Source organism: Geitlerinema sp. CS-897 (assembly GCF_028368005.1).
GTDB classification, from domain to species: Bacteria; Cyanobacteriota; Cyanobacteriia; order Cyanobacteriales; family Geitlerinemataceae; genus Baaleninema; species Baaleninema simplex.
In genome coordinates this window covers 1-22125 of the sequence record NZ_JAQNCQ010000329.1, presented here as the reverse complement: position 1 = coordinate 22125, position 22125 = coordinate 1, and the positions used below count along the sequence as shown (strand labels likewise).

General features: G+C 52.2%; 23 protein-coding genes. 13 read left to right on the top strand and 10 right to left on the bottom strand.

Annotation, left to right across the window (positions count from 1 at the left end; translation table 11 throughout):
* A partial coding sequence (locus POG22_RS21195) for an RNA-guided endonuclease InsQ/TnpB family protein (protein WP_498907043.1) occupies positions 1-579 on the bottom strand: 579 nt, incomplete at its 3' end.
* 494 nt (positions 580-1073) lie between these two features.
* Complete coding sequence (cbiT, locus tag POG22_RS21190) at positions 1074-1676, bottom strand: precorrin-6Y C5,15-methyltransferase subunit CbiT (protein WP_498907042.1); 603 nt, start codon at positions 1674-1676, stop codon at positions 1074-1076.
* A gap of 135 nt (positions 1677-1811) precedes the next feature.
* Here cbiT and ychF point away from each other — a divergent pair, with 135 nt between their 5' ends.
* The 8 genes from ychF to POG22_RS21150 all read left to right on the top strand — a co-directional run bounded on the left by ychF (position 1812) and on the right by POG22_RS21150 (position 8057).
* Positions 1812-2903: a redox-regulated ATPase YchF gene (gene ychF / locus POG22_RS21185; RefSeq protein ID WP_017661677.1), complete on the top strand. Its 1092-nt coding sequence runs from the start codon at positions 1812-1814 to the stop codon at positions 2901-2903.
* Between the two features lie 32 nt (positions 2904-2935).
* A complete protein-coding gene (locus POG22_RS21180) occupies positions 2936-3292 on the top strand; it encodes a phage holin family protein (protein WP_498907041.1) in 357 nt (118 codons plus the stop codon).
* A 926-nt stretch (positions 3293-4218) separates the two neighbouring features.
* Positions 4219-4431 (top strand): hypothetical protein, encoded by a 213-nt coding sequence (locus POG22_RS21175; RefSeq protein WP_017661680.1) that lies wholly within the window; start codon positions 4219-4221, stop codon positions 4429-4431.
* Positions 4432-4708: 277 nt separating this feature from the next.
* The gene (locus POG22_RS21170; protein ID WP_017661681.1) at positions 4709-4933 is read left to right on the top strand and encodes a TLTLP motif-containing protein; all 225 of its coding nucleotides are present in this window, start codon (positions 4709-4711) and stop codon (positions 4931-4933) included.
* Positions 4934-5180: 247 nt separating this feature from the next.
* Positions 5181-5690, top strand: coding sequence for an inorganic diphosphatase (locus tag POG22_RS21165; RefSeq protein WP_017661683.1), 510 nt, complete (start codon positions 5181-5183; stop codon positions 5688-5690).
* A gap of 173 nt (positions 5691-5863) precedes the next feature.
* Positions 5864-6277 (top strand): aspartate 1-decarboxylase, encoded by a 414-nt coding sequence (gene panD / locus POG22_RS21160; protein ID WP_017661685.1) that lies wholly within the window; start codon positions 5864-5866, stop codon positions 6275-6277.
* Between the two features lie 7 nt (positions 6278-6284).
* A complete protein-coding gene (gene thiL, locus POG22_RS21155; protein ID WP_498907040.1) occupies positions 6285-7262 on the top strand; it encodes a thiamine-phosphate kinase in 978 nt (325 codons plus the stop codon).
* Positions 7263-7685: 423 nt separating this feature from the next.
* Entirely contained in the window at positions 7686-8057 is a 372-nt protein-coding gene (locus tag POG22_RS21150; RefSeq protein ID WP_498907039.1) for a hypothetical protein, read from the top strand.
* A 261-nt stretch (positions 8058-8318) separates the two neighbouring features.
* On the opposite strand, the gene POG22_RS21145 is transcribed toward POG22_RS21150, so the two are convergent.
* A complete protein-coding gene (locus POG22_RS21145; protein ID WP_063718105.1) occupies positions 8319-9563 on the bottom strand; it encodes an FAD-dependent hydroxylase in 1245 nt (414 codons plus the stop codon).
* Between the two features lie 251 nt (positions 9564-9814).
* Here POG22_RS21145 and POG22_RS21140 point away from each other — a divergent pair, with 251 nt between their 5' ends.
* Entirely contained in the window at positions 9815-11011 is a 1197-nt protein-coding gene (locus POG22_RS21140) for an RNA-guided endonuclease InsQ/TnpB family protein (RefSeq protein ID WP_498907038.1), read from the top strand.
* Between the two features lie 178 nt (positions 11012-11189).
* Here POG22_RS21140 and cruG read toward each other — a convergent pair whose 3' ends face one another.
* Genes cruG through POG22_RS21125 form a run of 3 tightly spaced genes read right to left on the bottom strand, consistent with a single transcriptional unit; the run spans position 11190 to position 13634 of the window.
* Complete coding sequence (gene cruG / locus POG22_RS21135) at positions 11190-12464, bottom strand: 2'-O-glycosyltransferase CruG (RefSeq protein ID WP_498907037.1); 1275 nt, start codon at positions 12462-12464, stop codon at positions 11190-11192.
* Between the two features lie 58 nt (positions 12465-12522).
* Positions 12523-13455, bottom strand: a complete 933-nt coding sequence (cruF, locus tag POG22_RS21130; protein WP_498907036.1) for a carotenoid biosynthesis protein — start codon at positions 13453-13455, stop codon at positions 12523-12525.
* Between the two features lie 35 nt (positions 13456-13490).
* Complete coding sequence (locus tag POG22_RS21125) at positions 13491-13634, bottom strand: hypothetical protein (RefSeq protein WP_218959076.1); 144 nt, start codon at positions 13632-13634, stop codon at positions 13491-13493.
* On the opposite strand from POG22_RS21125, the gene POG22_RS21120 reads away from it, so the two are divergent.
* Positions 13625-14686: an alcohol dehydrogenase catalytic domain-containing protein gene (locus POG22_RS21120; RefSeq protein ID WP_498907035.1), complete on the top strand. Its 1062-nt coding sequence runs from the start codon at positions 13625-13627 to the stop codon at positions 14684-14686. The two genes, POG22_RS21125 and POG22_RS21120, sit on opposite strands and share 10 nt — an antisense overlap.
* Here the strand turns inward: POG22_RS21120 and POG22_RS21115 are convergent.
* The 3 genes from POG22_RS21115 to POG22_RS21105 form a co-directional block, all read right to left on the bottom strand.
* Positions 14683-15096, bottom strand: coding sequence for an STAS domain-containing protein (locus POG22_RS21115; protein ID WP_063718101.1), 414 nt, complete (start codon positions 15094-15096; stop codon positions 14683-14685). The genes POG22_RS21120 and POG22_RS21115 overlap by 4 nt on opposite strands.
* 123 nt (positions 15097-15219) lie before the next feature.
* Positions 15220-16410: a histidine kinase gene (locus POG22_RS21110; protein ID WP_063718100.1), complete on the bottom strand. Its 1191-nt coding sequence runs from the start codon at positions 16408-16410 to the stop codon at positions 15220-15222.
* A gap of 9 nt (positions 16411-16419) precedes the next feature.
* A complete protein-coding gene (locus POG22_RS21105; RefSeq protein ID WP_063718099.1) occupies positions 16420-16656 on the bottom strand; it encodes a hypothetical protein in 237 nt (78 codons plus the stop codon).
* Positions 16657-16899: 243 nt separating this feature from the next.
* Between POG22_RS21105 and POG22_RS21100 the strand changes: the two genes are divergently transcribed.
* Positions 16900-18636, top strand: a complete 1737-nt coding sequence (locus POG22_RS21100) for a DUF2079 domain-containing protein (RefSeq protein ID WP_063718098.1) — start codon at positions 16900-16902, stop codon at positions 18634-18636.
* 69 nt (positions 18637-18705) lie between these two features.
* Here POG22_RS21100 and POG22_RS21095 read toward each other — a convergent pair whose 3' ends face one another.
* On the bottom strand, positions 18706-19569 hold the full coding sequence (locus tag POG22_RS21095; RefSeq protein WP_063718097.1) for a DUF72 domain-containing protein: 864 nt from the start codon (positions 19567-19569) through the stop codon (positions 18706-18708).
* Positions 19570-19765: 196 nt separating this feature from the next.
* On the opposite strand from POG22_RS21095, the gene POG22_RS21090 reads away from it, so the two are divergent.
* Entirely contained in the window at positions 19766-20830 is a 1065-nt protein-coding gene (locus POG22_RS21090; protein ID WP_498907034.1) for a branched-chain amino acid aminotransferase, read from the top strand.
* A gap of 11 nt (positions 20831-20841) precedes the next feature.
* A complete protein-coding gene (locus POG22_RS21085; RefSeq protein ID WP_063718095.1) occupies positions 20842-21735 on the top strand; it encodes an EI24 domain-containing protein in 894 nt (297 codons plus the stop codon).
* The last annotated feature ends 390 nt before the right edge of the window (positions 21736-22125 follow it).

Below are 22125 nucleotides of genomic sequence, written 5' to 3'. Positions count from 1 at the left end.
GTTGACGATGGCGAAGTCCTTCAATCCCAAATCTACCCCCGCCACTTTTCCCTCGGGACTCGGTGAGGGTGCATCGCCCTCAAGTTCGCAAAGGACAGACGCAAAATACCGACCCGAGGAAGTCATAGATACTGTGACCGTCTTAATTTTTCCGTCGATGGGTCGATGAAGTTTCGCCTTGACGACTCCTACCCGACCGGGGAATTTAATGTGGTTGCCAATAACTTTGACGTTCTGGGGGTATTGAATGGATTGACGATACTTTTTGCTCTTGAAGCGAGGATATTTCGCTCGCTTATCAAAGAAATTCTTGAAGGCGGCTGTCAAGTTGAGTGTCGTCGTTTGTAAAACTTGCGAGTAGCACTCTGATAGCCAAGCGGTCTCCTCGGATTTCTTGAGACTGGGAAGGTGAGCGTTAAGAGCTGTGCGGGTCAATCCTTTACCCGTTTCTTTATAGGTTATGTTGCACAGGTTGAGTGCATAATTCCACCACCAACGAGCGCAGCCAAAGTGCTGAGCTAACGCCTGTCTCTGTTCGTCAGTTGGGTAGATTCTGACTTTGACCGCTTTGTGTATCAACGCCCTCACCTCCTGTGTTTGCCACTATAACATAATTCCGATAAATTTGTGTGATGGGTCAATTTTCGGGGCATCGTAGACGCGAAGCGGCTTCTCGCAGAGTACCCCTCAATTGATGCGGGGAGTCCATGTTGTTGCTGAGCTTGTCGAAGCTGTTGCTGAGCTTGTCGAAGCTGTTGCTGAGCTTGTCGAAGCATCCCGACGCTGACCGTTCGGCTAAGCCGCTCACAGCCGAAGCCTTCGGTGCAGCACGGGACTTATTGCTCCGGTGAACCCCTCACAAGTTAAGAAAAAAATTGCCCCGATCCATCTATTGTCGCACGTTTTGCAAAGTTGCGATCGCGCTTGTAGTAGGGGAGCGGGGGAGAAAGGGAGAGGGGGAGAAGGGGAGAGGGGGAGAAGGGGAAAAACAGTTATCTGTTTGCTGTCTTCACTGTTGCCTGTTCCCCGTTCCCCGTTCACTGGTGACTGGCGACTGGTGACTGTCTTGACCCTTACTCCATCTTCTCGCCGCTGAGTACGAAAATCGGATTGACGGCGGCGAGAACTTGGTGGGTTCCCCGTTTTTCGAGTCGGTTGACGGCAGATTGGACGACTTCGATGTTGCGAAGCTGGAGTTGAGCGAAACATTCAGAAATCGTGTAGAGACTTTCGAGATTGGCGGCTGTGGCGACGATGCGTCCCCCAGCTTCCATCGCGTCCCACACCGCCTGCAAGATATCTTTCATCTGGCGTCCCCCTTCAATACAAGCGTGAGTCGGAGGCTGTGACAGTCGAGCCAAACATTCGGGGGCGTTTCCTTCGATGACTTCGACGTTCTGTAACCCGAAGCGATCGCAGTTGCGGCGAATGAGGTTCGCCACGTCTTCGTCTCGTTCGACGGCTAAAATGCGACCCTGGCGACAGAGTAACCCGCTTTCGACGGGAATCGTTCCCGTTCCGGCACCGATATCCCAGAGAATCGAATCGACTTTTAAGCGCAGTTGCGACAGCAAAACGAGCCGAACTTCCCGTTTGCTGAGGGGAATTCCCGGCAGACGCTCGAAGAGTTCGTCGGGAATTCCCGGCGTGACGTAAGGCCAGAGGGGAGCAGACATGAATAGGTTTGGGTAAACGGGTTTCGCGAACGGGATGGCGGCGATCGAGCGATCGGGTATCCTCAACCTTCAATCTCAAGTTAAACTAGCAGAGCAAACAAGACTCAAGCAAGCAAGCCTCATCGAACCCCCAGTATGCTCAGAGCCGGAATTGTCGGACTGCCGAACGTCGGAAAATCTACTCTCTTCAACGCTCTCGTCGCCAACGCCAAGGCGCAAGCGGCAAACTTTCCCTTTTGTACTATCGAGCCAAACGTCGGTGTCGTCGCGGTTCCCGACGAACGTTTGAACGTTTTAGCGAAAATTTCGGAGTCGGAGCAAATCGTCCCCACCCGCATGGAATTTGTCGATATCGCCGGATTGGTCAAAGGTGCCAGTCAGGGGGAAGGGTTGGGAAACCAGTTTCTCGCCAATATTCGAGAAGTGGACGCGATCGTTCACGTGGTTCGCTGTTTTGAGAACGACGATATCGTTCACGTTTCGGGATCGATCGACCCGGTGCGGGACATTGAAGTGATTAACTTAGAGTTAGGCTTGGCGGATTTGGCGCAAGTCGAACGCCGCATGGAGCGCACCCGCAAGCAAGCTCGCAATAATAAAGATGCGAAACTGGAACTCGACGCCTTGGAAAAAGTGGCGGCGGTTCTCAACGAAGGGAAATCAGCTCGTTTGGTGGAGTTGACGGAGGAGGAAGACCTCGCCATCAAACCCTTGGGACTGCTGACGCGCAAACCGATTATTTACGCCACGAACGTCTCGGAGGACGATTTGGCGCAAGGGAATCAGTGGGTAGACCGGGTTCGCGAGGTAGCTAAGGAGGAAAACGCCCAGGTGGTGGTGGTTTCGGCGCAGGTGGAATCGGAACTGATCGAACTTCCCGAGGAGGAACGAGGGGATTTTCTCGAATCCTTGGGAGTTAGTGAAGGGGGGCTGCAATCTCTGATTCGCGCCACTTACGATTTGTTGGGACTGCGAACCTATTTGACCACGGGACCGAAGGAAACTCGCGCTTGGACGATTCACGCCGGAATGACTGCACCGCAAGCGGCTGGGGTGATTCACACGGATTTCGAGCGGGGCTTTATTCGTGCGGAAACCATCGGATTTGAGGATTTGGTGAGTGTGGGGTCGATGACGGCAGCGAAGGAGAAGGGTTTGCTTCGCAGTGAAGGTAAAGATTATGTTGTGCAGGAAGGCGATGTGATGTTATTTCGCTTTAATGTGTAGTGTACTGACTCCGTTTTGGGAGATACACAGCTATGCAAATCGACATCGTGGGACTGATTGTCACCTGGCTTATCATGTCCCTGAGCTTCTTTATCATTTCCAAGCTCCCTCTAGGGGTGGAAATCGACAGTTTGAATAAGGTTTTAGTTTCGGCTGCGGTTTTCGGGATTTTGAACGCCCTCATCAAACCTGTTTTGTTGGTGTTGGGGTTTCCGTTCGTCGTTTTGACCCTCGGCTTGTTTGTCGTCATTATCAACGCGATCGTGTTTGGTTTGGCGGCGTGGTTCGTTAGTGGATTCCGCTTGCGCTGGGGGATTTGGAGTGCGCTCCTGGGTTCGATCGCTTTGAGCATTATCAACTCGATTTTGTTTAAAGTATTCCCGTCTTAAAACGGTCTGTTTTGTTTGATTTCATTCCGTGAAGTTTAACGTTAAAATTTGATTTGTTTGGGAATTGAGAACGAAAATTAACCTCAATTTTAAGAGGATTGTAATTTACTCGATCGAACATCTTTTTCTAAAATCGGAGTTCGCGATTTTTAGACAACTCATACGAAGTTCGATCGAGCTAAAACTCGCGGCTTTTTCTGACAGTCGCGAGTTTTATATTTTCGATTTTAGCAGCGTTAGGACTCACGCCGAAACCCGGTAACAATCATGCAATTTCGTTATTTTAGTGTCGGGTTTAGAACGAGAAACTCGGTTGTTCGACCAACAACTGCATAACTCCCGAGCGTCAAGTTTTTACAACATCCCGCCTCGTAAATCCATCCGTGGATGTCTGCTCGTTTTTCCTGGATTTCCCATCTCCAATTCTCTGTTTCCTCTGTGTCTCCGTGGTGCTTAAATTTCATTAAAAATCGAGAAATAAATAGGTGAATTTCAAAAATGTAAATTTATCAAATCGGAGTCTCTGCACTGAATCGATCTGTTGTTGGGTTTCGGCTTCGCTCCACCCAACCTACTCCAGACTCATATAGCAGTCCCAAATGAGTCGTCAAAAATTAAAACACCAGAAAAAATCTGATTCCCCGTTCTCCGTTCCCCGTTCCCTTTTTGTCTCAATTTTGTTACACAATTGAGATACACTCAAATAAATTGGCTTGGGGGCGTGGTTTCATAGAAAAATGTTTTGTGTAAATTCAAACTTCAAAATTATCCAAAGTTTAAGAGGTTATTAATAAAGTAATTACTCAATAAAACGATCGCACTTTATGCCGCTTCAGTGTGACGGCGATCGCATCGAAATTTGCCCTCGAGCTAAAAAAAAATGCTATACTAGAAACATAAAACTAAAGCCTTAACAAGCGACCAAAATGGAGACCAACATAAACTGTGCGGAAGCGTGCGTCAACGGATGTGTTTTGGGCGATCGCTGCCCGAATCGCGAGTACGCTCAAAACGCCGCCAAGTTTATCGGCGAAACCTCGATCGATAGAATGCACGATATTGCTGAAGCCGCCCTGCGAAAGAAAATGGCAGAACCGCCCAAATGGGTGATTCCCGATTTCCTCGATTCCAACGACTGAACTCGTTCGGGTGGCGGCGTGTCTGAAATCTCTATTCGGTGCGGCTGATTCCTTCTTCAAACAGGGCGTCGCCGTACGTTACAGAGTACGATCGAAGCTTGACTTTTGTTGAGAGTGTTGGCTGAGCGACAGTTAATCCGGTCGATGCTTTCTAAGATAGATCTCAAAAGCACTCTTGTTTCGAGAAACCTCATCCGGTTCGAGTTTCGATCGCTGTTGCGATTGCGTCGTTTCCGTGTCCCCTTGCGATCGAGTTTGAAAACTACACTCGTCTTATATGGAATCTGGTAGTCAGTCTGGCAGGTCACAGCAGCCACTCCCTCGCGGCTTCTCCCAACTGGTGGGAACCGCGATCGCGCTGCTGACATTAACACTACCCCTTTTAGTCATCTTGCTCTACTCGGCGGGAACGGTCGATTCCCCACGTCAGATTTATCCAATGTCTCGGCTGGGAAGTCGTTCGGGAGGATTACTCGATCCGAGATTCGATCGCGCCCCCTAATGCAGTGCGATCGCATCAATTCCCGAAGCATTCACGCTAAATGTAGAGTGAGCAATACCCACTGCCCCCTACATTTAGCGAAATCGACGTTCGATCGCGTAAGTCCGACCCAAGCTGGAGCGTGGGGTGCGCCAGTCGAGTTGTAAAATGAGTTCGTCAGACGGCGACCGTCTGAGTTCGCTCGGACGGTCGAACTGTCGTGTTTAAAGCACGTTTTGTATCGTCAACAGGAACTGGAGAAACGCTTGTGGATTTATCGCGCATTCCCGCACAACCCAAACCGGGCTTAGTCAACGTTTTAATCGAAATTCCCGCCGGAAGTAAAAACAAATACGAATTCGACAAAGACCTCGGTTGCTTTGCGCTCGATCGCGTCTTGTTTGCGTCGGTTCACTATCCCTTCGACTACGGTTTTATCCCCAACACCCTGGCTGACGACGGCGATCCTCTCGACGGCTTGGTGATGATGGACCAGCCGACGTTTCCCGGCTGTGTCATTTCCGCTCGTCCCATTGGGATGTTAGAAATGATCGACGGTGGCGATCGCGACGAAAAACTCCTGTGCGTTCCCGCCGAAGATCCCCGTTACGCCGAATACAAATCCCTTGAAAACGTCGAACAACACCGTCTCGACGAAGTGGCCGAATTTTTCCGCACTTACAAAAACCTCGAAAAGAAAGTGACGGAAATCCTGGGCTGGAAAGACGTGGATGCTGTCGCGCCCTTGGTTGAAGAATGCGTGAAAGCTTACAAGTAACATCAAGGTAAGCCAGCCACCCGGTATCGTAGAGATGCCGGGTTTCTCGCTAAAATCAAACGAAGAGAAGGATCGAGCTGCCCAGTTCGATCGTTCGATTCTGTCTCCTCGAGTCTTTCCAAGTTCACTTTTTGTTCCTTGAGGTTTCGTACTTCAGCCATTCTTCGAGAATTATGCAGCGATCGCTCCTTTACGCCAAACTTCACAACTGCACCTTAACCGGCGCGAATTTAGACTACATGGGTAGCATCGGTATCGATCGAGCGTTACTCGACGCAGCGGGAATCCTCCCCTACGAACAGGTGCATATCGTGAACGTCACCAACGGAGCGCGACTCGTCAGTTACGCCATTTCCGCTCCGCCGAATTCGGGTATCGTAGAACTCAACGGCGCAGCCGCCCGGTTGGGAACGAAGGGCGATCGCGTCATTATTATGGCTTACGCGCAGTTTTCGCGCGAAGAACTGCAACACCACCAGCCGAAAGTCGTGATCGTGGGCGAAGACAACCACATCGACGACGTGCGCCATTACCCCCACCCCCTCAGCCCCATTGAAGCGAGAACCGCCGAAGCACAACTCGTCTAGCGACTTCATGCGAGTTGGAAATATCGGCGAACGGGGATTGCTCGAACGACTGCATCAGTTTTGTCCGACGGGACTCGTCGGCGACGATGCGGCGGTTTTGTCGTTTCCGGCGTCTCGTCGTCTTGTCGTTACCACCGATACCCTCGTCGATGGCGTCCATTTTAGCGATCGCACCACCTCCGCTGAAGACGCTGGATGGCGAGCGGTAGCGGCGAACCTGTCGGATTTGGCGTCGATGGGGGCGTTTCCTATCGGAATTACTGTGAGTTTGGCGATGCCGGGAGATACGCCTGTAGACTGGGTTGAAGGGCTGTATCGGGGTATGAAAGCCTGTCTCGATCGCTTCGAGAGTGCGATCGTCGGCGGCGATGTTTGTCAATCCCCCGTGAAATCCATTTCGATTACCGCTTTCGGAAGTGTCGAACCGGAGTTCGTCGTGCGTCGCAGTCAGGCGAAACCGGGAGATGCGATCGTCGTGACTGGCGTTCACGGGGCGTCTCGGGCGGGGTTGGCGTTGTTGTTGGAACCAGACGCCGAACATTCGTTATCGTCAGAACAGTGCGATCGCCTCCTTCGCGCCCACCAACGCCCGATTCCCCGATTCGACGCGGTTTCAGTATTGTGGAAAACCGCCGAACACGAGAGTCGCGCCGCCGGAATGGACAGCAGCGACGGGTTAGCCGACGCCGCGATCCAAATTGCCCGAGAAAGTGGCGTTTCGGCGCAGTTGTGGGCGGAATTTCTGCCCGTTTCGCCAGACGTGGCGGCGATGGTATCTGCGGAAACAGCGCGACAGTGGACGCTCTACGGCGGCGAAGATTTCGAGTTAGTTTTGTGTTTGTCTGCTTCCCACGCCCAGCGGTTTGTTGAAGCTTTTCCCGGCGCGTCGGTAGTGGGGGAAATCGTTACAGGAGACGGGGCTTGGTTGGTGGAGGGGAAATCGCGAGAACCCTTGACAATGCAGGGGGGATTTCAGCATTTTTAAGGCGAGCGATCGTGAAATGCTGCATACAATAGAAGTAGAAATTCCTCACGAACGCTACCCGAGTCTGGATTATTTGCCAAACCTCAGAATCCTTACGGTGAGGGCATTTTGAAAAATAGACTGTTTTTTGCTTAAATTGCCAGATTGACTGCTATGTAAGGCTTTTGAAAATTTCTTCAGACTCCTCGTAAATAATGCAGACCCGAGAGAATTTTGGTTGAAATACCTCCAACACCCTATCAGGAATCAGGATACAAGAGGGTTTGTGTGATGTCGTTTCTAGCCTTAGTGGTGCAGGCTCTTCGGAGTTTAGGGTGACAGAAAAACTAACTTCACGAGATTTCAAGGGTTTTGGCTCTCGAATTTTTAATTTTTTGTATTATGCTATACATTTATAACCACAAACTCCGAAGACCCAAAAAAATGGGAAGTCATCCACATTTTTACATGACCAAATATCAGACCGACATCAACCGTGCGTTGCAAGAGCTGCGCCAACGAGAGTTTGAAGCGGGTAGATACTATCCACGTATGGATATGGACTTATTTGAGTTTCCTCCAACGAAAGACTCGATCGCTCCTGGGGCAAAACATCCTTCAATCAAAGCAGTTTGTGACGATGCTGCTGAAGACGGTACAGGCTCTATCATTGATATTGAAGAAGTGATTGATGCTATCAGACATTCTGCCTCTTATGGTTTATCTCCTTATGAAGTAATTGAATTTTTCAATACAGACCAACTTTCAAGAGAAGTAGCTGAAACCTTAATCAAGGAAGAAGAATTTGACTCGTAGTCGGATAAAATCAAAGAGCTTTATGACAATTGGTATACTTTTTTAGAATTTATATATCGAGAAGAATGTCGGCATATCATTCTTTACGATCGCGGCGAGCCTTCTGATATTTTGTTTGTTGGATATTCTTGGGATTAATAGCATTTCGATCGGGTGAATTTGCGAGAAAATTATTGCTGCAAACGAATATCGATCGCCTCCAAGACGATCGATGCGATCGGACAATGGTGTAAAAGGGCAGACGTTGCCCACCTAACATCACTATTCTCGTGCCAACTTCGGTTGACGACCCAACAAACCGGTCATCAACTGCAACGCCAAGGTTTTGGCAGGCTGTACGTTTCGCAACACCCACAATCCCAACTGACGTACCGTCACGATGGGAAGAAAATCGTTCGAGAACGTGCGATCGAGCAAATCTGTAAAGCCTAAAATCGTCCAGTTTTCCCCACGACGCCAGCGTTCGTACCGTTCCAACACAGACAACGACCCAATATCGTTACCCTGGCTACAGGCGTCTCGTATCACTTGTGCTAGAGCTGCCACATCGCGAATTCCCATATTCAATCCCTGTCCGCCGACGGGATGACAGCGATGCGCCGCATCTCCCACCAACGCCACGCGATGTTTGATATAGCGATCGCTTTGCATCAACTGTACGGGAAACACGCGACGGGGACTGATGACCCGCACGCGCCCCATCGCATCGCCGTAGTGACGCTGTAACTCCTCGGTAAAGGCATCTTCGTCCATTTCTGCCAATTCTCGAGCTTTCCCGTGGGGTGCCGACCACACCACGTTACAGCGATCGCCCGTCAGGGGCAAAATGGCAAACGGCCCGTTTTTGCGAAAGCGTTCGTAAGCGATGTTCTCGTGAGATTTCTCTGGCTTGACTTTGAAGGTGACGCAGGATTGCCAGTACTGCCAGCCTCGAGTTTGAATTCCGGCGGCGGTGCGAACGCGCGATCGCGCCCCGTCTGCCCCAACCACCAACCGCGCTCTAAGCTGGTGTTGTGTACCTTCAAGACTGTACGTCACCGTGGCGCAGTCGTCCCCGTACTCCACCGCGAGAACCTCTGCCGGACAAGTCACCCGAACGTTTTCGACGCCCCGTAAAAACGTTTGCAGCGTACTCAACAGTGGCGTGTGTTCGGCAACGTAACCGAGGCGGTCTAAACCCACATCCGAGGGAACGAACTGCACGTCACCGGAGCGATCGCCGTCCGAGAGGCGAATTTTCGTAAAGGTGGTAATTTTCGGTAAGATGTCCTGCCACACACCGATGCCGTTCAAAATGCGTCCAGTGAGGAGCGTTAAGGCGTAAACCTGCGATCGCGCGGCGGCGGCGTCTTGTGTTTGTGCGTCGAGGAGCCTCACCCGTAATCCCGAATCCTTCAACGCACAGGCGAGGGTGGTTCCGGCAACGCCACCGCCGACGATGGCCACGTCGCAGTCAACAGCAGGGTTAGCAGTATCCTGGGTTTGAGAAAGCGGCTCTTGGGACATTAGCTGACTTGAAATGTAACGGTTTATCAAGTTTTTCTTGTTTAACAATGGGAGCGGGAATTCCCCGATTCTACCGAAGGTGAATCGTCGGATGAAAGCGACTCTTCGACCAATCAGTTATAATCTTATCATTTAGGCATCTCGGCGATATAGCAGAATCATTTGAGTTGTGAACGCCCTCTGTAGTTGGGATCGCCGTTCTACAGTACTTTCAGATTACAGGATTTCACGAATCAGTTGGGCTAGCTATAATGTTCAAAGCGTACAAATACCGCATCTATCCAACCCACGAGCAACAAGCGACTTTAGCCAAAAGCTTTGGTTGCTGTCGTTGGTATTGGAATTATGCGTTAAATTTGTGCCAAGAGACTTATCGAACGACCGGAAAAGGTTTATCAAGGGGTTATCTTCAGGGATTATTGCCTGCCCTCAAAAAGGAATACCCTTGGCTCAAAGAAGATGTCTATTCCCAATGTTTGCAAGTCGTGGCGTTGAACTTATCAACCGCTTATCGAAACTTCTTTGAGAAACGGGCAAAATTACCCCGATTCAAATCCAAGCATGGAAGGCAATCTATCAGTTATCCTCAAAATGTCAAGTTTGAGGGAACTTGCATCAAACTGCCTAAAGTTGGGTTAGTGCGTTGTCGTCAGCATCGAAGTTTTGAGGGACAAATCAAAACTGTAACCCTCTCCCAAAATCCAGATGGTAAATATTATGCTTCCGTTTTGGTAGAGAACAAAAAAGAACCTCCCCTTCTCTCAACTGAAAGAAAAGCCATTGGCATTGATTTAGGACTGACCGATTTTGCGATTACCAGTGAGGGGTCAAAATATAATAACCCCAAGCATTTTGATAAACACGCGCGAAACCTAAAAAGAAAACAGCAAAAACACGCTCGAAAAAGAAAAAGCAGCAAGAACCGTAATAAATCACGGGTAAAAGTTGCTAAGATTCACGCGAAAATAAGTCGCTGTCGTGAAGATTTTCTCCACAAGCTATCCCGTAAGATAGTAAACGAAAGCCAAGTAATTGTGGTCGAGAATCTCAATGTTAAAGGTATGGTTCGTAATCCTAAACTCGCCAAGGCGATTAATGATGTCGGTTGGGGAATGTTTGGCACGATGTTAAAGTACAAGGCTGAATCCGAAGGAAAAGTTTATCTAGAAGTCGATCGATTTTTTCCGTCTTCTAAAACCTGCCATGTGTGTCTCAATCAAATCGAAAGCTTGTCCCTTGAGGTGAGAAGCTGGACTTGCCAACATTGCCAAACCTGTCATGACAGAGATATTAACGCCGCAATTAATATCAAAAATGAAGGCTTACGGATATTAGAGTTAGGAACTCGCTCTACTGCCCTTGGAGGGGATGTAAGACGAGGGGGTAGAACTTCGGTTCTATCTAGCGCAGTCCCCAGTGAAGAGGGAAGCCGCTATTGTAATCTTTGATTCAATAGCGGTAGTTCACTTACTATATTGCCAACAATTCTCGATTCGTGCAGAATTTGTTTTTTCAGGTTCTCCTTGTTACAGTCACCAGCCTTTTACAGTGAGCAGTCAACAGTGAGCAGTCAACAGTGGAGACAGTTGACAGTTTCTCCTTTGTCTTCCCTGCCCCCTTGCTCCCCTACCCCCTTGCTCCCCTACCCCCTTGCTCCTCACCATAAACCCGACCGCGCCACTGGGTTGGAACTTCAGAGGCGGATTTCCAGATTCGCAGAACCGCGAGGGGGTCGGCGAGGGGAGAGAGCCAGAACAGCCAGGATAGGCGAGCGTCTCGGCGATCGTAAGAGGGGGCGATCGCAATGCCGAGGGCAAAACGAATCGCGAGTAAGCCTAAGTTGATATAAAACAGCAGCGACGCCGGAGACAGCGAAACGGTCGGAAACGGCGAAGCGTCCGCAAGCAGAGACGCTAAAACACCTGCGACGACGACCAGCAGCGGCAGTGCCTGTACGCAAGAGAGAAACCAGACATCGCCCCACGTTTGACCCGACGAGGCGGCATCCTTGAGATCGAGAGAGCGCCCCCACTCGCGCCAAGTTTCCATCGCACCTTCGTACATTCGAACTTTCAGCAACTTCGAGCCGTCCCAAAATCCGACTTTAAACCCGCGAGCTGCTGCCGTTCGTGCTAGGGTCACGTCATCGCAAAACGATCGCCTCGCGCAAGTGTACCCATCCAATTCTTCCAAGAGCGATCGCCGCACCAAAAAACACTGGCCGTTTGCCATGACCCGTTCCGAACTGTCGCTGCGGCTGCCCGTCGGACCGAAGCGATACACCAACGTCATCAACAACGCCGGTTGCAACACCAGCTCGCCGGGATGCTTCAAAATAAACTGCGGCGACAGGGACACGAGATCGTATCCTTCTGCCTCGGCTTCTGCCACCAAACTCGCCGCCAAACCGGGCGCTGGGCGCGTATCGGCATCGACCCCCAAAATCCACTCGACCGGTCGAGCCTCGCGGGAACAGTTCGACCCAGAAGTCACTGGCGGTTCGGATAACGGCGTACCCGAGAGATAGGCATAACCGTTGTGAAGGGCCCAAGGACGCCCCACCCATCCCGAGGGAAGGGGATCGTCTTGTATTAGGCAAAGGCGGGGATCGAACTGTGCCCGTTCTTTGACAATATCGACCGTTCCGTCTTGGGAGTTGCTATCGACGACGACGATTTGGCGGACTTCGTGGCCTTGTTGGCTGAGACCCTGCAAACAGGGACGAATGCGGTGAGCTTCGTCGAGCGTCGGCACGACGATCCCCACGGTTCCCACCCGTTCGCTAGATACAGTTTGCGGCTGTAGGGGCGGTTTGCGGGTCGGGCCTTCGAGCAACCGCGACAGCAAAATCGCTACGGCGGGAAGCTGTAGCAATAGGAGAACGAAAATCAAAACGTCCATGCAGATCGAATGGGTGGAACGGCGTATCGAGGGTGGGAGCGAAACTAAGGGGCAGATACTACTTGGCAGCGGTTTCGAGAGGGGGAAGAGCGAGGTCGTCAGCCACGCGATCGGTATTTGGGGAATCTGAGGGATCGATCGCCCGTTCGGGAGCCAGACGCCAGAAGGCGATCGCCGGAACCACACCGAACAGCACGCTGAGCAGCGTCGGAACGGTAAACTGCGCGTCCAGCAATACCAGGGTAATGGTTGCGCCGAAGCAGAAGTTCACCAGATAGACGAAAACGGGAACGCCCAGGTGTCGGCGCGACAATACGAACTGGTCTTTATTTTGCAGGGCGGTGGCGACCGTCATGTAGAGAACGCCCGTCCCGATCCATCCGGCAATGTTGCGATAGGGCATTCCGAAGAACTCACCCACTTCTTCAAACGCCCAAAACGGATAGGGCGTCTGGCTCATGGCGGGATCGAGAACTAAATCCCAAGCGGTTAGGAGTAACGCGCCGAGGGCGATCGCGCCGATTTGACGCATCCAACGGGGAGCTACGGCGACGGCTTCCATCGCGCTTCGGGCCAGCAGGTAGCAGACGAACCCCATGTAAAACCAGGATAGGGGAATGGTGAAGGGAACCAAACCCGCGATTTTGTAGCCTAAGCCGTCGAGGTAGTGATAAGACCCGAAGGGAAAGCCGGTACTGGTTCCGAGGAGTTCGCTACTGAGGGACAGGAGAACGGAGGGAGCAAAGAACGCTAACAGCGGTTTCCATCCGAGGGTGCGATAGGTGAAGAGGGCGATCGCGACGGCCCCGAGCAGAATGTAACTGACGCCCCCTTGGGCCATACTCCACCCGAAGAGTTTGAGACCGAAGGGTGAAAGCTGTCCGATCCATTCAGGGTTGGGCAGAACGATTAACAATCCTGCCAGCCCGAACGCCATAGAAAAGGCGTGCAGTCCCAGGCTGGAGCGTTCGGCAATCTTGAGATGCTGCATTGTTAACTTTTTTTACGAAAACACTGCCTATCAGTTTACAAACCTTTAATCCATTTCGGGAGCCGATCGCGATCGCTTCCGTGGTTTTTCCCGTCCCACGCTAGGATAGAACCCAAAACGATCGCGCCTGTAAGGGTGTGGGTAGTGGGATTGGGAGCCTGAAGCGCGCATGAAAGCACAAGTATTTCGAGGAGTCGATCGCCTGTGTTACGAAGACCTCCCCCAACCGACGATCGCCGCTGACGAAATTTTGCTGAAGGTCGAGGTGGTGGGGGTCTCGCCCCACGACTTACGGGCGTTGACTTCGAGGGAAACCGAGTCGCCTTGCGTGTTGGGAAGCGAGATTGCGGGGACGATCGCCGCTGTGGGTGACGACGTCAGCCAATGGTGGGTCGGGCAGCGGGTGGCGACGGTGTCTCGCATTCCCTGTATGCGCTGCCGCGAGTGTCTGCGCGATCGCTTTTCTTTGTGTTCGGTCTATCGAGATATCACGACGACGGCCGGATTCACCCCAAGCGGGGGAGGATTTGCTGAATACGTGCGCGTTCCGGCTCATCTGGTCTGTCACGGGGGTTTAGTGCCACTTCCGGGTCACGTCACTCTCGATCGCGCCTGTTTGCTACAACCGGTGAACCTCTCTCTGAGCGCGATCGAACGCTTGCAAGTTCGCGCCGGACAACTGGTGTGGGTTCTCGGAGCCGGTTCGATTGGGTCGATGTTCGTGTTACTCCTGAAACGTTTCGGGATGCGGGCGATCGTCAGCGATCCCAACCCCGATCGCCTCGAAGTCGCCCTCGACTTGGGGGCCGAGGCCGTCTTTTGCGGAACTAGCGACGACTTACACACGAAAATTCGCGCCTTTACCGACGGTGAAGGCGTCGAAGCGGCTATTCTGACTGCCCCCTCCAACGAGAGCTTTCTCAATGCCCTCGATGGCTTGCGTCCTGGTGGTAAACTCCTCGGGTTGACCGACTACGCCGAAAACGGCACTCTGTTGTTCGATCCGCTCTCGTTAATGCGACGTCAAATCGACCTGCTCGGCTGCGGGGGGATGTCGTTTCGCTGGCAACCTACAGCGATCGATCTGTTGTTCGATTACCGCCTTCCCCTCGAGTCGGTCGTCAGCGATCGCGTCTCTCTGTCGGAATTGCCCGAAATCGTCGCACGGACGACCGCTGGCAAACCCGCCACGCGAAAAATTTTGGTCTATCCCGATTCCCGTTCGGGTTAACGGGTCGAGGACGTCGTTGCTTGCGATCGCGATTTTTTTCGCCTCGACGCCCGACGGCGATCTTGTCGTAGCGCTTCGTCCGTCGCTTCCTCTGAGCGATTCGATTCGGGCGCGTCGTCCTCGCCCCCTTGAATTTCAAAATACTCCGTCACGAGGGCGGCCTCGAAAATCGCCCGAACTGCGGCTGTCGGATGTTGCAGGATTAGCCGACTGCGGCGTTTTTCTGCCAGACGTTGCAATCGCGTCAACAACAGCAGCCCCGCGTGAGAAATGGTTTTCACCTGGGAGAGATCGATAATCCATAAAGGAGAGGCGTGTTTGTTCGAGAGAATATAACGGTTGACCTCGTGTTGGAGTCGCCCCGCGCCAATTAAATCGAGTTGGCCTTGGGGTCGCAGTACAATAGCCATGGGTCGCGATCGCCTCGTTTGAAACTTCCGTTCCAGAATCCCAGATTTCCGAACGGCGCTCCGTTACCTCGATCGAGCCCTCGCGTGACCCTACCCGAGAATGAGTAGCGATCGCGATCGCTGCTATTCCCGATAGACCGGCAGCGTAAAATGAAACGTGCTGCCTTGTCCGGGGGAAGAATCGACCCAAATTTTACCGTAGTGCGATCGCACCACCCGCAGACATAACGCCAATCCCAAGCCGTAACCGTCCGTTTTTTCGTCCCGCTCGAGCCGCACGCGATCGTCGAAAATCTGTTGTTGCTTGTCGAAGGGAATTCCCGGCCCCGTATCGCTGATACTCACTTGAATTTTCTGAGCCGTCCGGTGTAACAAAGACACCGAGATCGTGCCGCCAGCGGGGGTGTACTTCATGGCGTTGTCGAGCAGGTTCGTCACTACCTGGCGGATGCGCTTCGGATCGGCGTAGGCGAAGGGAAGGTCTTGAGGCAGATCGGTTTTCAGATCGAGATTTTGCGCGTTGCAGCGATCGCGCTGTCGTTCGAGCATATCCCGACACAACTTCGCCAAATCGACCTTTTGCGGGTGAATCGCCAGATGGCCGTCGAGACTTTGAGAGGTCTCTAGCACGTCGAGAATCATCTGCTCGATCTGACGCGTTTGCGTGCGAGCGTGATGCAGGAGTTGGTCGAACAAGCCAGGATTGGCATCTCGTTTGGAGTGGTTTTGGGGTCGGTTGAGAGCCTCTAGGGTTTCGATCGCGATCGAGGTCGATGTCAGCGGATTCCGCAAGTCGTGCGCCAACATCGACATCAAGCGATCCTTAAAGCGGAGTTGTTCTTGCAGTTCTTCCTTTTCCTGCTTTAAGCGAAATACTTCGTCGGACAGTTGGATAATTTCAGCAGAGGTCGCCAACGACGGTAAACAAGTTGGGATCGACGACCCGTCGCGGCTATCGCTGTTGTCGGTCAGCGTTTGACAGCGTTGAAAGAATTCATCGACCGAGCGTTGCCACTGCGGCCAGAACCGTTCGAGTTGGGCGGCGATATTCGCCCCAGTCAACCGTTGTCTGGGTTCTGGGTGGAGTTTGATCAGCGTCGGGGTGGCGATAAGCTTGAAATGTTCGGCTAAGTAGGGTTGCTCGCTGACGTCGATCGCTTCGAGGGCAAAGTTCCCCGCCTCTTTGACCGTGTCTAAATAGCGTCGAATACTTTGGAGTTCTTCCCAGGAACTCGATCGCCGATCGACAAACAGCAACAACTGTAGTATCGCATCGGGGCGATCGTCGAAATTGGGAAATACGGATCGAGTCATCTCGGGTTTCTACTCAATATCCAAAGCCGAACCTCTGCGCCAAACCGTCAAACCGACCGGTAAACTCGCGATCGCTGACAGACCGTTTGCATCGAACTGTTCGACCGTCTGTCGATCGCGATCGCAGCGCCGACCTCCCCAGATAGAAGCAGCCGTGCCAGTGAGTTCGAGACGCGATCGCCGCACACGACTGGCAAAATCGTACTGAGGGCGGCCGGTCGAGCGAGACAGGAGATTTCGAGGCATCTCGTTTGACACCAAAGCGTTTCACCAACGATCGTGACGAGGCCAGTTTGTCCAACTCGTGCAAAGGGCTTCTCTTCTACTTTAATATCTTCTTTAGATTTCGCGCTCGGGTTTAAACCCGACTTTATACGACCCTTGGCAAATGTTGACTGATATTTTAACGTCTTCAAACGGCCGTCCGCTCGACAACCCTCGGCGACACGGACAGTTTCGCGGCTTAATGCAGGAGAATCTTTGTTAGCGATGTGGCTGAAGCTCAAAAAAAATCCTTGGTTTCGTTTGGCGATCGGCGCGGCGATCGCTTTCTTTTGCGTGAGTGCGGTTTTAACATTACATCGCTACTACAGCTTTTATGCCTCTTACGATCAGGGAATTTTCAATCAAGTGTTCTGGAATGGCAGTCACGGACGCTTTTTTCAAAGTTCTCTCTCTTCGGCATTGTCTACAAACGTCGTTCACCAAGGGGAACTCCCCACGGTGTACTACCACCGTCTCGGACAGCACTTTACTCCAGCGTTGCTGTTGTGGCTACCGCTGTACGCCCTTTTTCCCTCCCCCGTCACGCTCACCGTTCTCCAAGTAACCTTGGTGACGGCGGCCGGATTGGTATTGTACGTCTTAGCTCGCCATTACGTTAACGAGGCGATCGCTGCCTTCATTACCATAAGTTTCTACGGTGCCAACGCCGTCCTCGGTCCGACTTGGGGCAACTTTCACGATATCTGTCAGATTCCCCTATACACCTTTACACTGCTGCTGGCCATGGAAAAACGCTGGTGGTGGTTGTTTTGGCTGATGGCTGTCGTCCTGTTAATGGTGCGGGAAGATTCCGGGATCGGCTTGTTCGGCGTCGGCGTTTATATGGTGCTGAGTCGCCGCTTTCCCCGTCGCGGTCTGGCCGTGTGCGCCCTCAGTTTCGGCTACATCCTGATCTTGACCAACCTCATCATGCCGCTGTTTTCTGAGGATATTTCCGAACGGTTCATGATCGAACGCTTCGGACAGTACGCCGAAGGAGACGAAGCCTCGACCCTCGAAATTATTTGGGGCATTCTCAGCAATCCCCTGCGACTGATCGGCGAACTCTTTACCCCCCTCGGACGGACGATCGCCTATTTATTGGGTCAGTGGTTGCCCTTGGCGTTCGTTCCGGCAGCATCGGGGGCTGCCTGGTCGATCGCGGGGTTTCCGTTACTCAAGCTTTTCATCGCTCGAGGACAGTCCGTGTTGTCGATTAACATTCGCTACGCCTTGACGGTGGTGCCGGGGCTGTTTTACGGGGCGATTTTGTGGTGGTCGGTACGTCCGCAGTTGTTTGAAAAGACGGCAGTGCGACAGTTTTGGACGTTTTGCATCGCCCTGTCGGTGTTGATTACGATTTCGGCAAATCCCAACCGCACCCTGTCGTTTTTGGTTCCCGATTCGATCGATCCGTGGGTGAAAGTCTCTCTGTCTCGCCAGTGGGAACACGCCCGCGCGATCTATCCCTTACTCGATCGCGTTCCCGAGGACGCTAGCGTTTCGGCGACGACCTACATCGTCCCGCATCTGTCTAGTCGCCGCGAAATCCTGCGTTTTCCTAAGTTGGAACTCGTTACCGACGAGGGAACTGCCGAACGCATGGAGTATGTTTTGGTGGATTTGTGGCGCTTAAATACTTATCAGGTCGCGTTCAAACACGATCGCGCTCGTTTGAAGGTGATGGTTCCTAAAATCGAGAACCTCGTCGCCAGCGGTGAATACGGCCTCCTCGAACTCCGCGACGGTGTGGTGTTCCTCGAACGGGGCGCGTCCTCGAATCCCGAAGCGTTGCAGGCTTGGGAAACCTATCGTGGAGAGTTGAGAGTTGAGAGTTCGCAGCATCGCCCACTCATGTTGCACCAAAGAGACACAGAGAGGTTTGATGCAGCACGATCGCGGTATTCTGCTATTTCAGCATCAGGGGAAGAAGGAGAATCTTTTCTTTTATCACATAATTAGCAAAATGTCAATATCAAAAATCGAATTTTTTCACCACAGAGACACAGAGGACACGGAGGCAAAATAGACTCAAAACAAACTCAGTTGAACTGGCGGATCGTCGATCGCGTTCCAAGGAAGTGGCGAGACGGGAATTTCGCGATTTTCTAACAAATTTTGGAGCGATCGCGCGGTTCCCGGTGAAAAATCTTCGACGGGACAATGGACGAAAAAATACACTTGAAGTCGGCGATCGCTCCAGTGTTCCAAACGGTTCGCCCAATCGTCTAAAAATGCGGTATTGGCGTTGCTGTCGGGGTGAGTAATGAAGCGCACGAAGGCGAAATCCGCCGTAATCGTCGGATGTAACGGAAGGTTGGGTTTTCGCCGCCGAGAATGGCGTTGAGGGTCGTTTTCACCGATATTTCCGGGTTGGTAAATGGGGCGCGTATCCAACATCACTCGTGCGATTCCCAACTCTCGCAATAGGGCGTCGAGACTTTGCGCGTGAGGTTCGGCGAACCAATCTCGATGTCGTACCTCTAACGCCAAACGAACTCGGGGAAAGTCCGCCTTGAGAAATGCCGTCAAATCCTCAAAAGACTCGGGGCTGTAGTTGGGGGGAAGCTGCACGAATACCGGGCCGAGTTTATCGCCCAATCGCTGCATTTGTTGCAAAAACTCCCGCGTGGCGTCGATTTGCGGTTCCAGCAGCCCAGAATGCGAGAGCGATCGCGGGAGTTTCAAACAGAACTCGAACCCCTCTGGAGTTTCGTTCGCCCAGCGATCGAGTGTCGCCGCATCGGGAACTGCGTAAAACGTCGTATTTCCCTCAACGGTGCGAAAACGGCGACTGTATAGCGCCAAAAAATCGCGATTTCGGCTTCCCGGTGGAAAAAATTCCGCCAGCCAGCCTTTATACGCCCAAACCGCACATCCCAATCGAAAATCCATGTCGATCGTTAACAGCCTTTTACAGTGAGCAGTCAACGGTGAAAACAGTCACCAGTGGGAACAGTTGACCGTTTCTCCCCCTCTCCCTTTCTCCCCTGCTCCCCCTCCAGTCTCCTGATTTGATACCTTATATTAAGGATTCAGTAGTCCTCCAAACAACCCCCATCGGAGGCACGGAGAGGAAAGAAGACACACTATGGCAGCGCAAACCTATTCGATCGAAATCGAGCAATCCTCAGAACCTCGACTGCGAGGACTCGACGTTAACAACGTCCCGTTTGGGAAACTGTTTAGCGACCATATGCTCGTCGCTACCGTCGAACGGGGAACCTGGAGTGCGAAAATTGTACCCTACGGTAAATTGGAGATGTCGCCGTCGATTTCGGCGCTGCACTACGGACAATCAGTGTTCGAGGGGATGAAAGCCTATAAAAGTCCCCAGGGCGAACCGTTACTGTTCCGTCCCTGCGCGAATTTCGATCGCATCAATCGTTCCGCCGAACGGTTGTGTATGCCCCCGATTCCCGAAGATATCTTCATGGAGGGGTTGCAACAACTGATTCGCCTCGACGCCGACTGGATTCCTACGCGCCCCGGTAGCGCCCTCTATATTCGCCCAGTTTACTTCGCCACAGACGAATCGATCGGGTTGCGTCCGTCGGAACGCTATACTCTGGCCATCATGACTTGTCCGGTGGGGGCGTATTACGCCGAACCCGTCAAACTCACGATCGCCCCTCAGTACGTGCGGGCGTTTCCGGGTGGAACGGGAGCGGCGAAAGCGGCGGGAAATTATGCTGGGAGTCTCCTAGCCGATCGCGAGGCCAAACACCGGGGTTACGATAACGTATTGTGGCTCGACGGCATTCACCACAAATACATCGAAGAGTGCGGAACGATGAACGTCTTTTTCGCGATCGATGGCGTTGTGGTGACGCCAGCGTTGCAGGGGACGATTTTACCGGGAATTACCCGCGATAGCGTGTTGACGTTGTTGCGAGATTGGGGAATTCCGGTTGAGGAACGAGCGATCGCTCTCGACGAACTGCTCGAAGCCGCCGACGCCGGAACGTTACAAGAAGCGTTCGGTGCGGGAACGGCTGCAACGATCGCTCATATCGATACGATTCATACGGGCGATCGCGAGTTGCAACTTCCCCCGATCGGCGATCGTAAATACGCCAACCTTTTGTTGAAGAAACTCGCAGATATTAAAACGGCTAAAACCGACGATCCCTATGGTTGGGTGGTTCGCGTTTAACGGACGAACATATGACTGACGAACGCGGCGAAAACTGGTTCTCTCGAATTTTAAACGTTCCCGTGGGGGCGGTTGCTGGGGCGACATATCCGCTTCGGGCGATCGCCCTGTTGCTGGCTAAGCCGAAACTTCTGGGGTACGTCGTCTTTCCCATTTTGACGAATATCGTCGTGGGAATTGCACTTTACGTAGGATTGCTGTTACCGGGATTGCGAGACGTGCGCGATCTGACGGGGGCGATCGACACCCGCATCGCAACTTGGGTTGCGAACCTTCCAGCTTGGTTGAGTTGGTTGGGGTTTACGGGAGACGTTCTCGGCGGCCTTTTGCAAATTTTGTTAGTCCTAGGATTGTTTGTTTTGACGGGGTTCCTACTCGTTCAATTCGGTGTAATTTTAGGATCGCCCTGGTACGGACAGCTTTCAGAGCAGTTAGAAAAACTCAAAACGGGTAAACTTCCCACCTATGAAGGGGGCGCTCTCGCCATTGTTAAAGATATTTGGCGAGCGTTAGCTTTTGAGGTCAAAAAACTCGTTTTAGCGGCTGGGTTGGGGGTATTTTTGCTCGTTCTAAATTTCGTTCCGGGAATTGGAACGGCGATCGCCAGTCTTGGCGGGATCGGGATTACGGCGACTTTAGTGTGCTTGGATTTTCTCGATTCTCCTCTCGAGCGCCGTCGCTTGCGATTTCGCGAAAAACTCAAAATTGCCTTCAGTTTTTTTCCCGCGACGGGAACTTTCAGTCTCGTCTGTTTGGCGTTAGTCAGCGTTCCCCTCGTCAACCTTCTCGCTGTTCCGGTTTGCGTCACCGCCGGAACTTTATTTTTCTGCGATCGCATTTATCCGAAACAGTTCGCTGCGATCGAAACCGATCGGCAGGAAAATTTCGAGCGATCGAACGTATAAGATCGAACCTAATTTTAGCAAATCTAAATTGTAGCTCTTCCGATCTTGATGTGTAGGGTAAATGCCTGTAGCCAGCCCCTAGAACGAGATTTCGTGACACACATAAAATCTGTATTGGGACTCAATCCAGATCCCCGGTATCTTGGAGATCCCCAGTATAGCAATCCTAAATGGTTTGCGGAAACAGATCGGCTGAAAACTCCATTTCGTAACGATCTATTCTGAAAACAAGCCGCAAACGAAGTCATACTGCTATCAAGATCCGTCGCAGTACTCCGCCTATACCGCGAAGCGGTTAGGGGGTGGTGAAGCGGCGGTGAGTTGAGGTGCGTCCCCTGAACAATGCGATAGCGAGAGAAGGGGATAGCGCCGAAACGAGCCATCAAATAT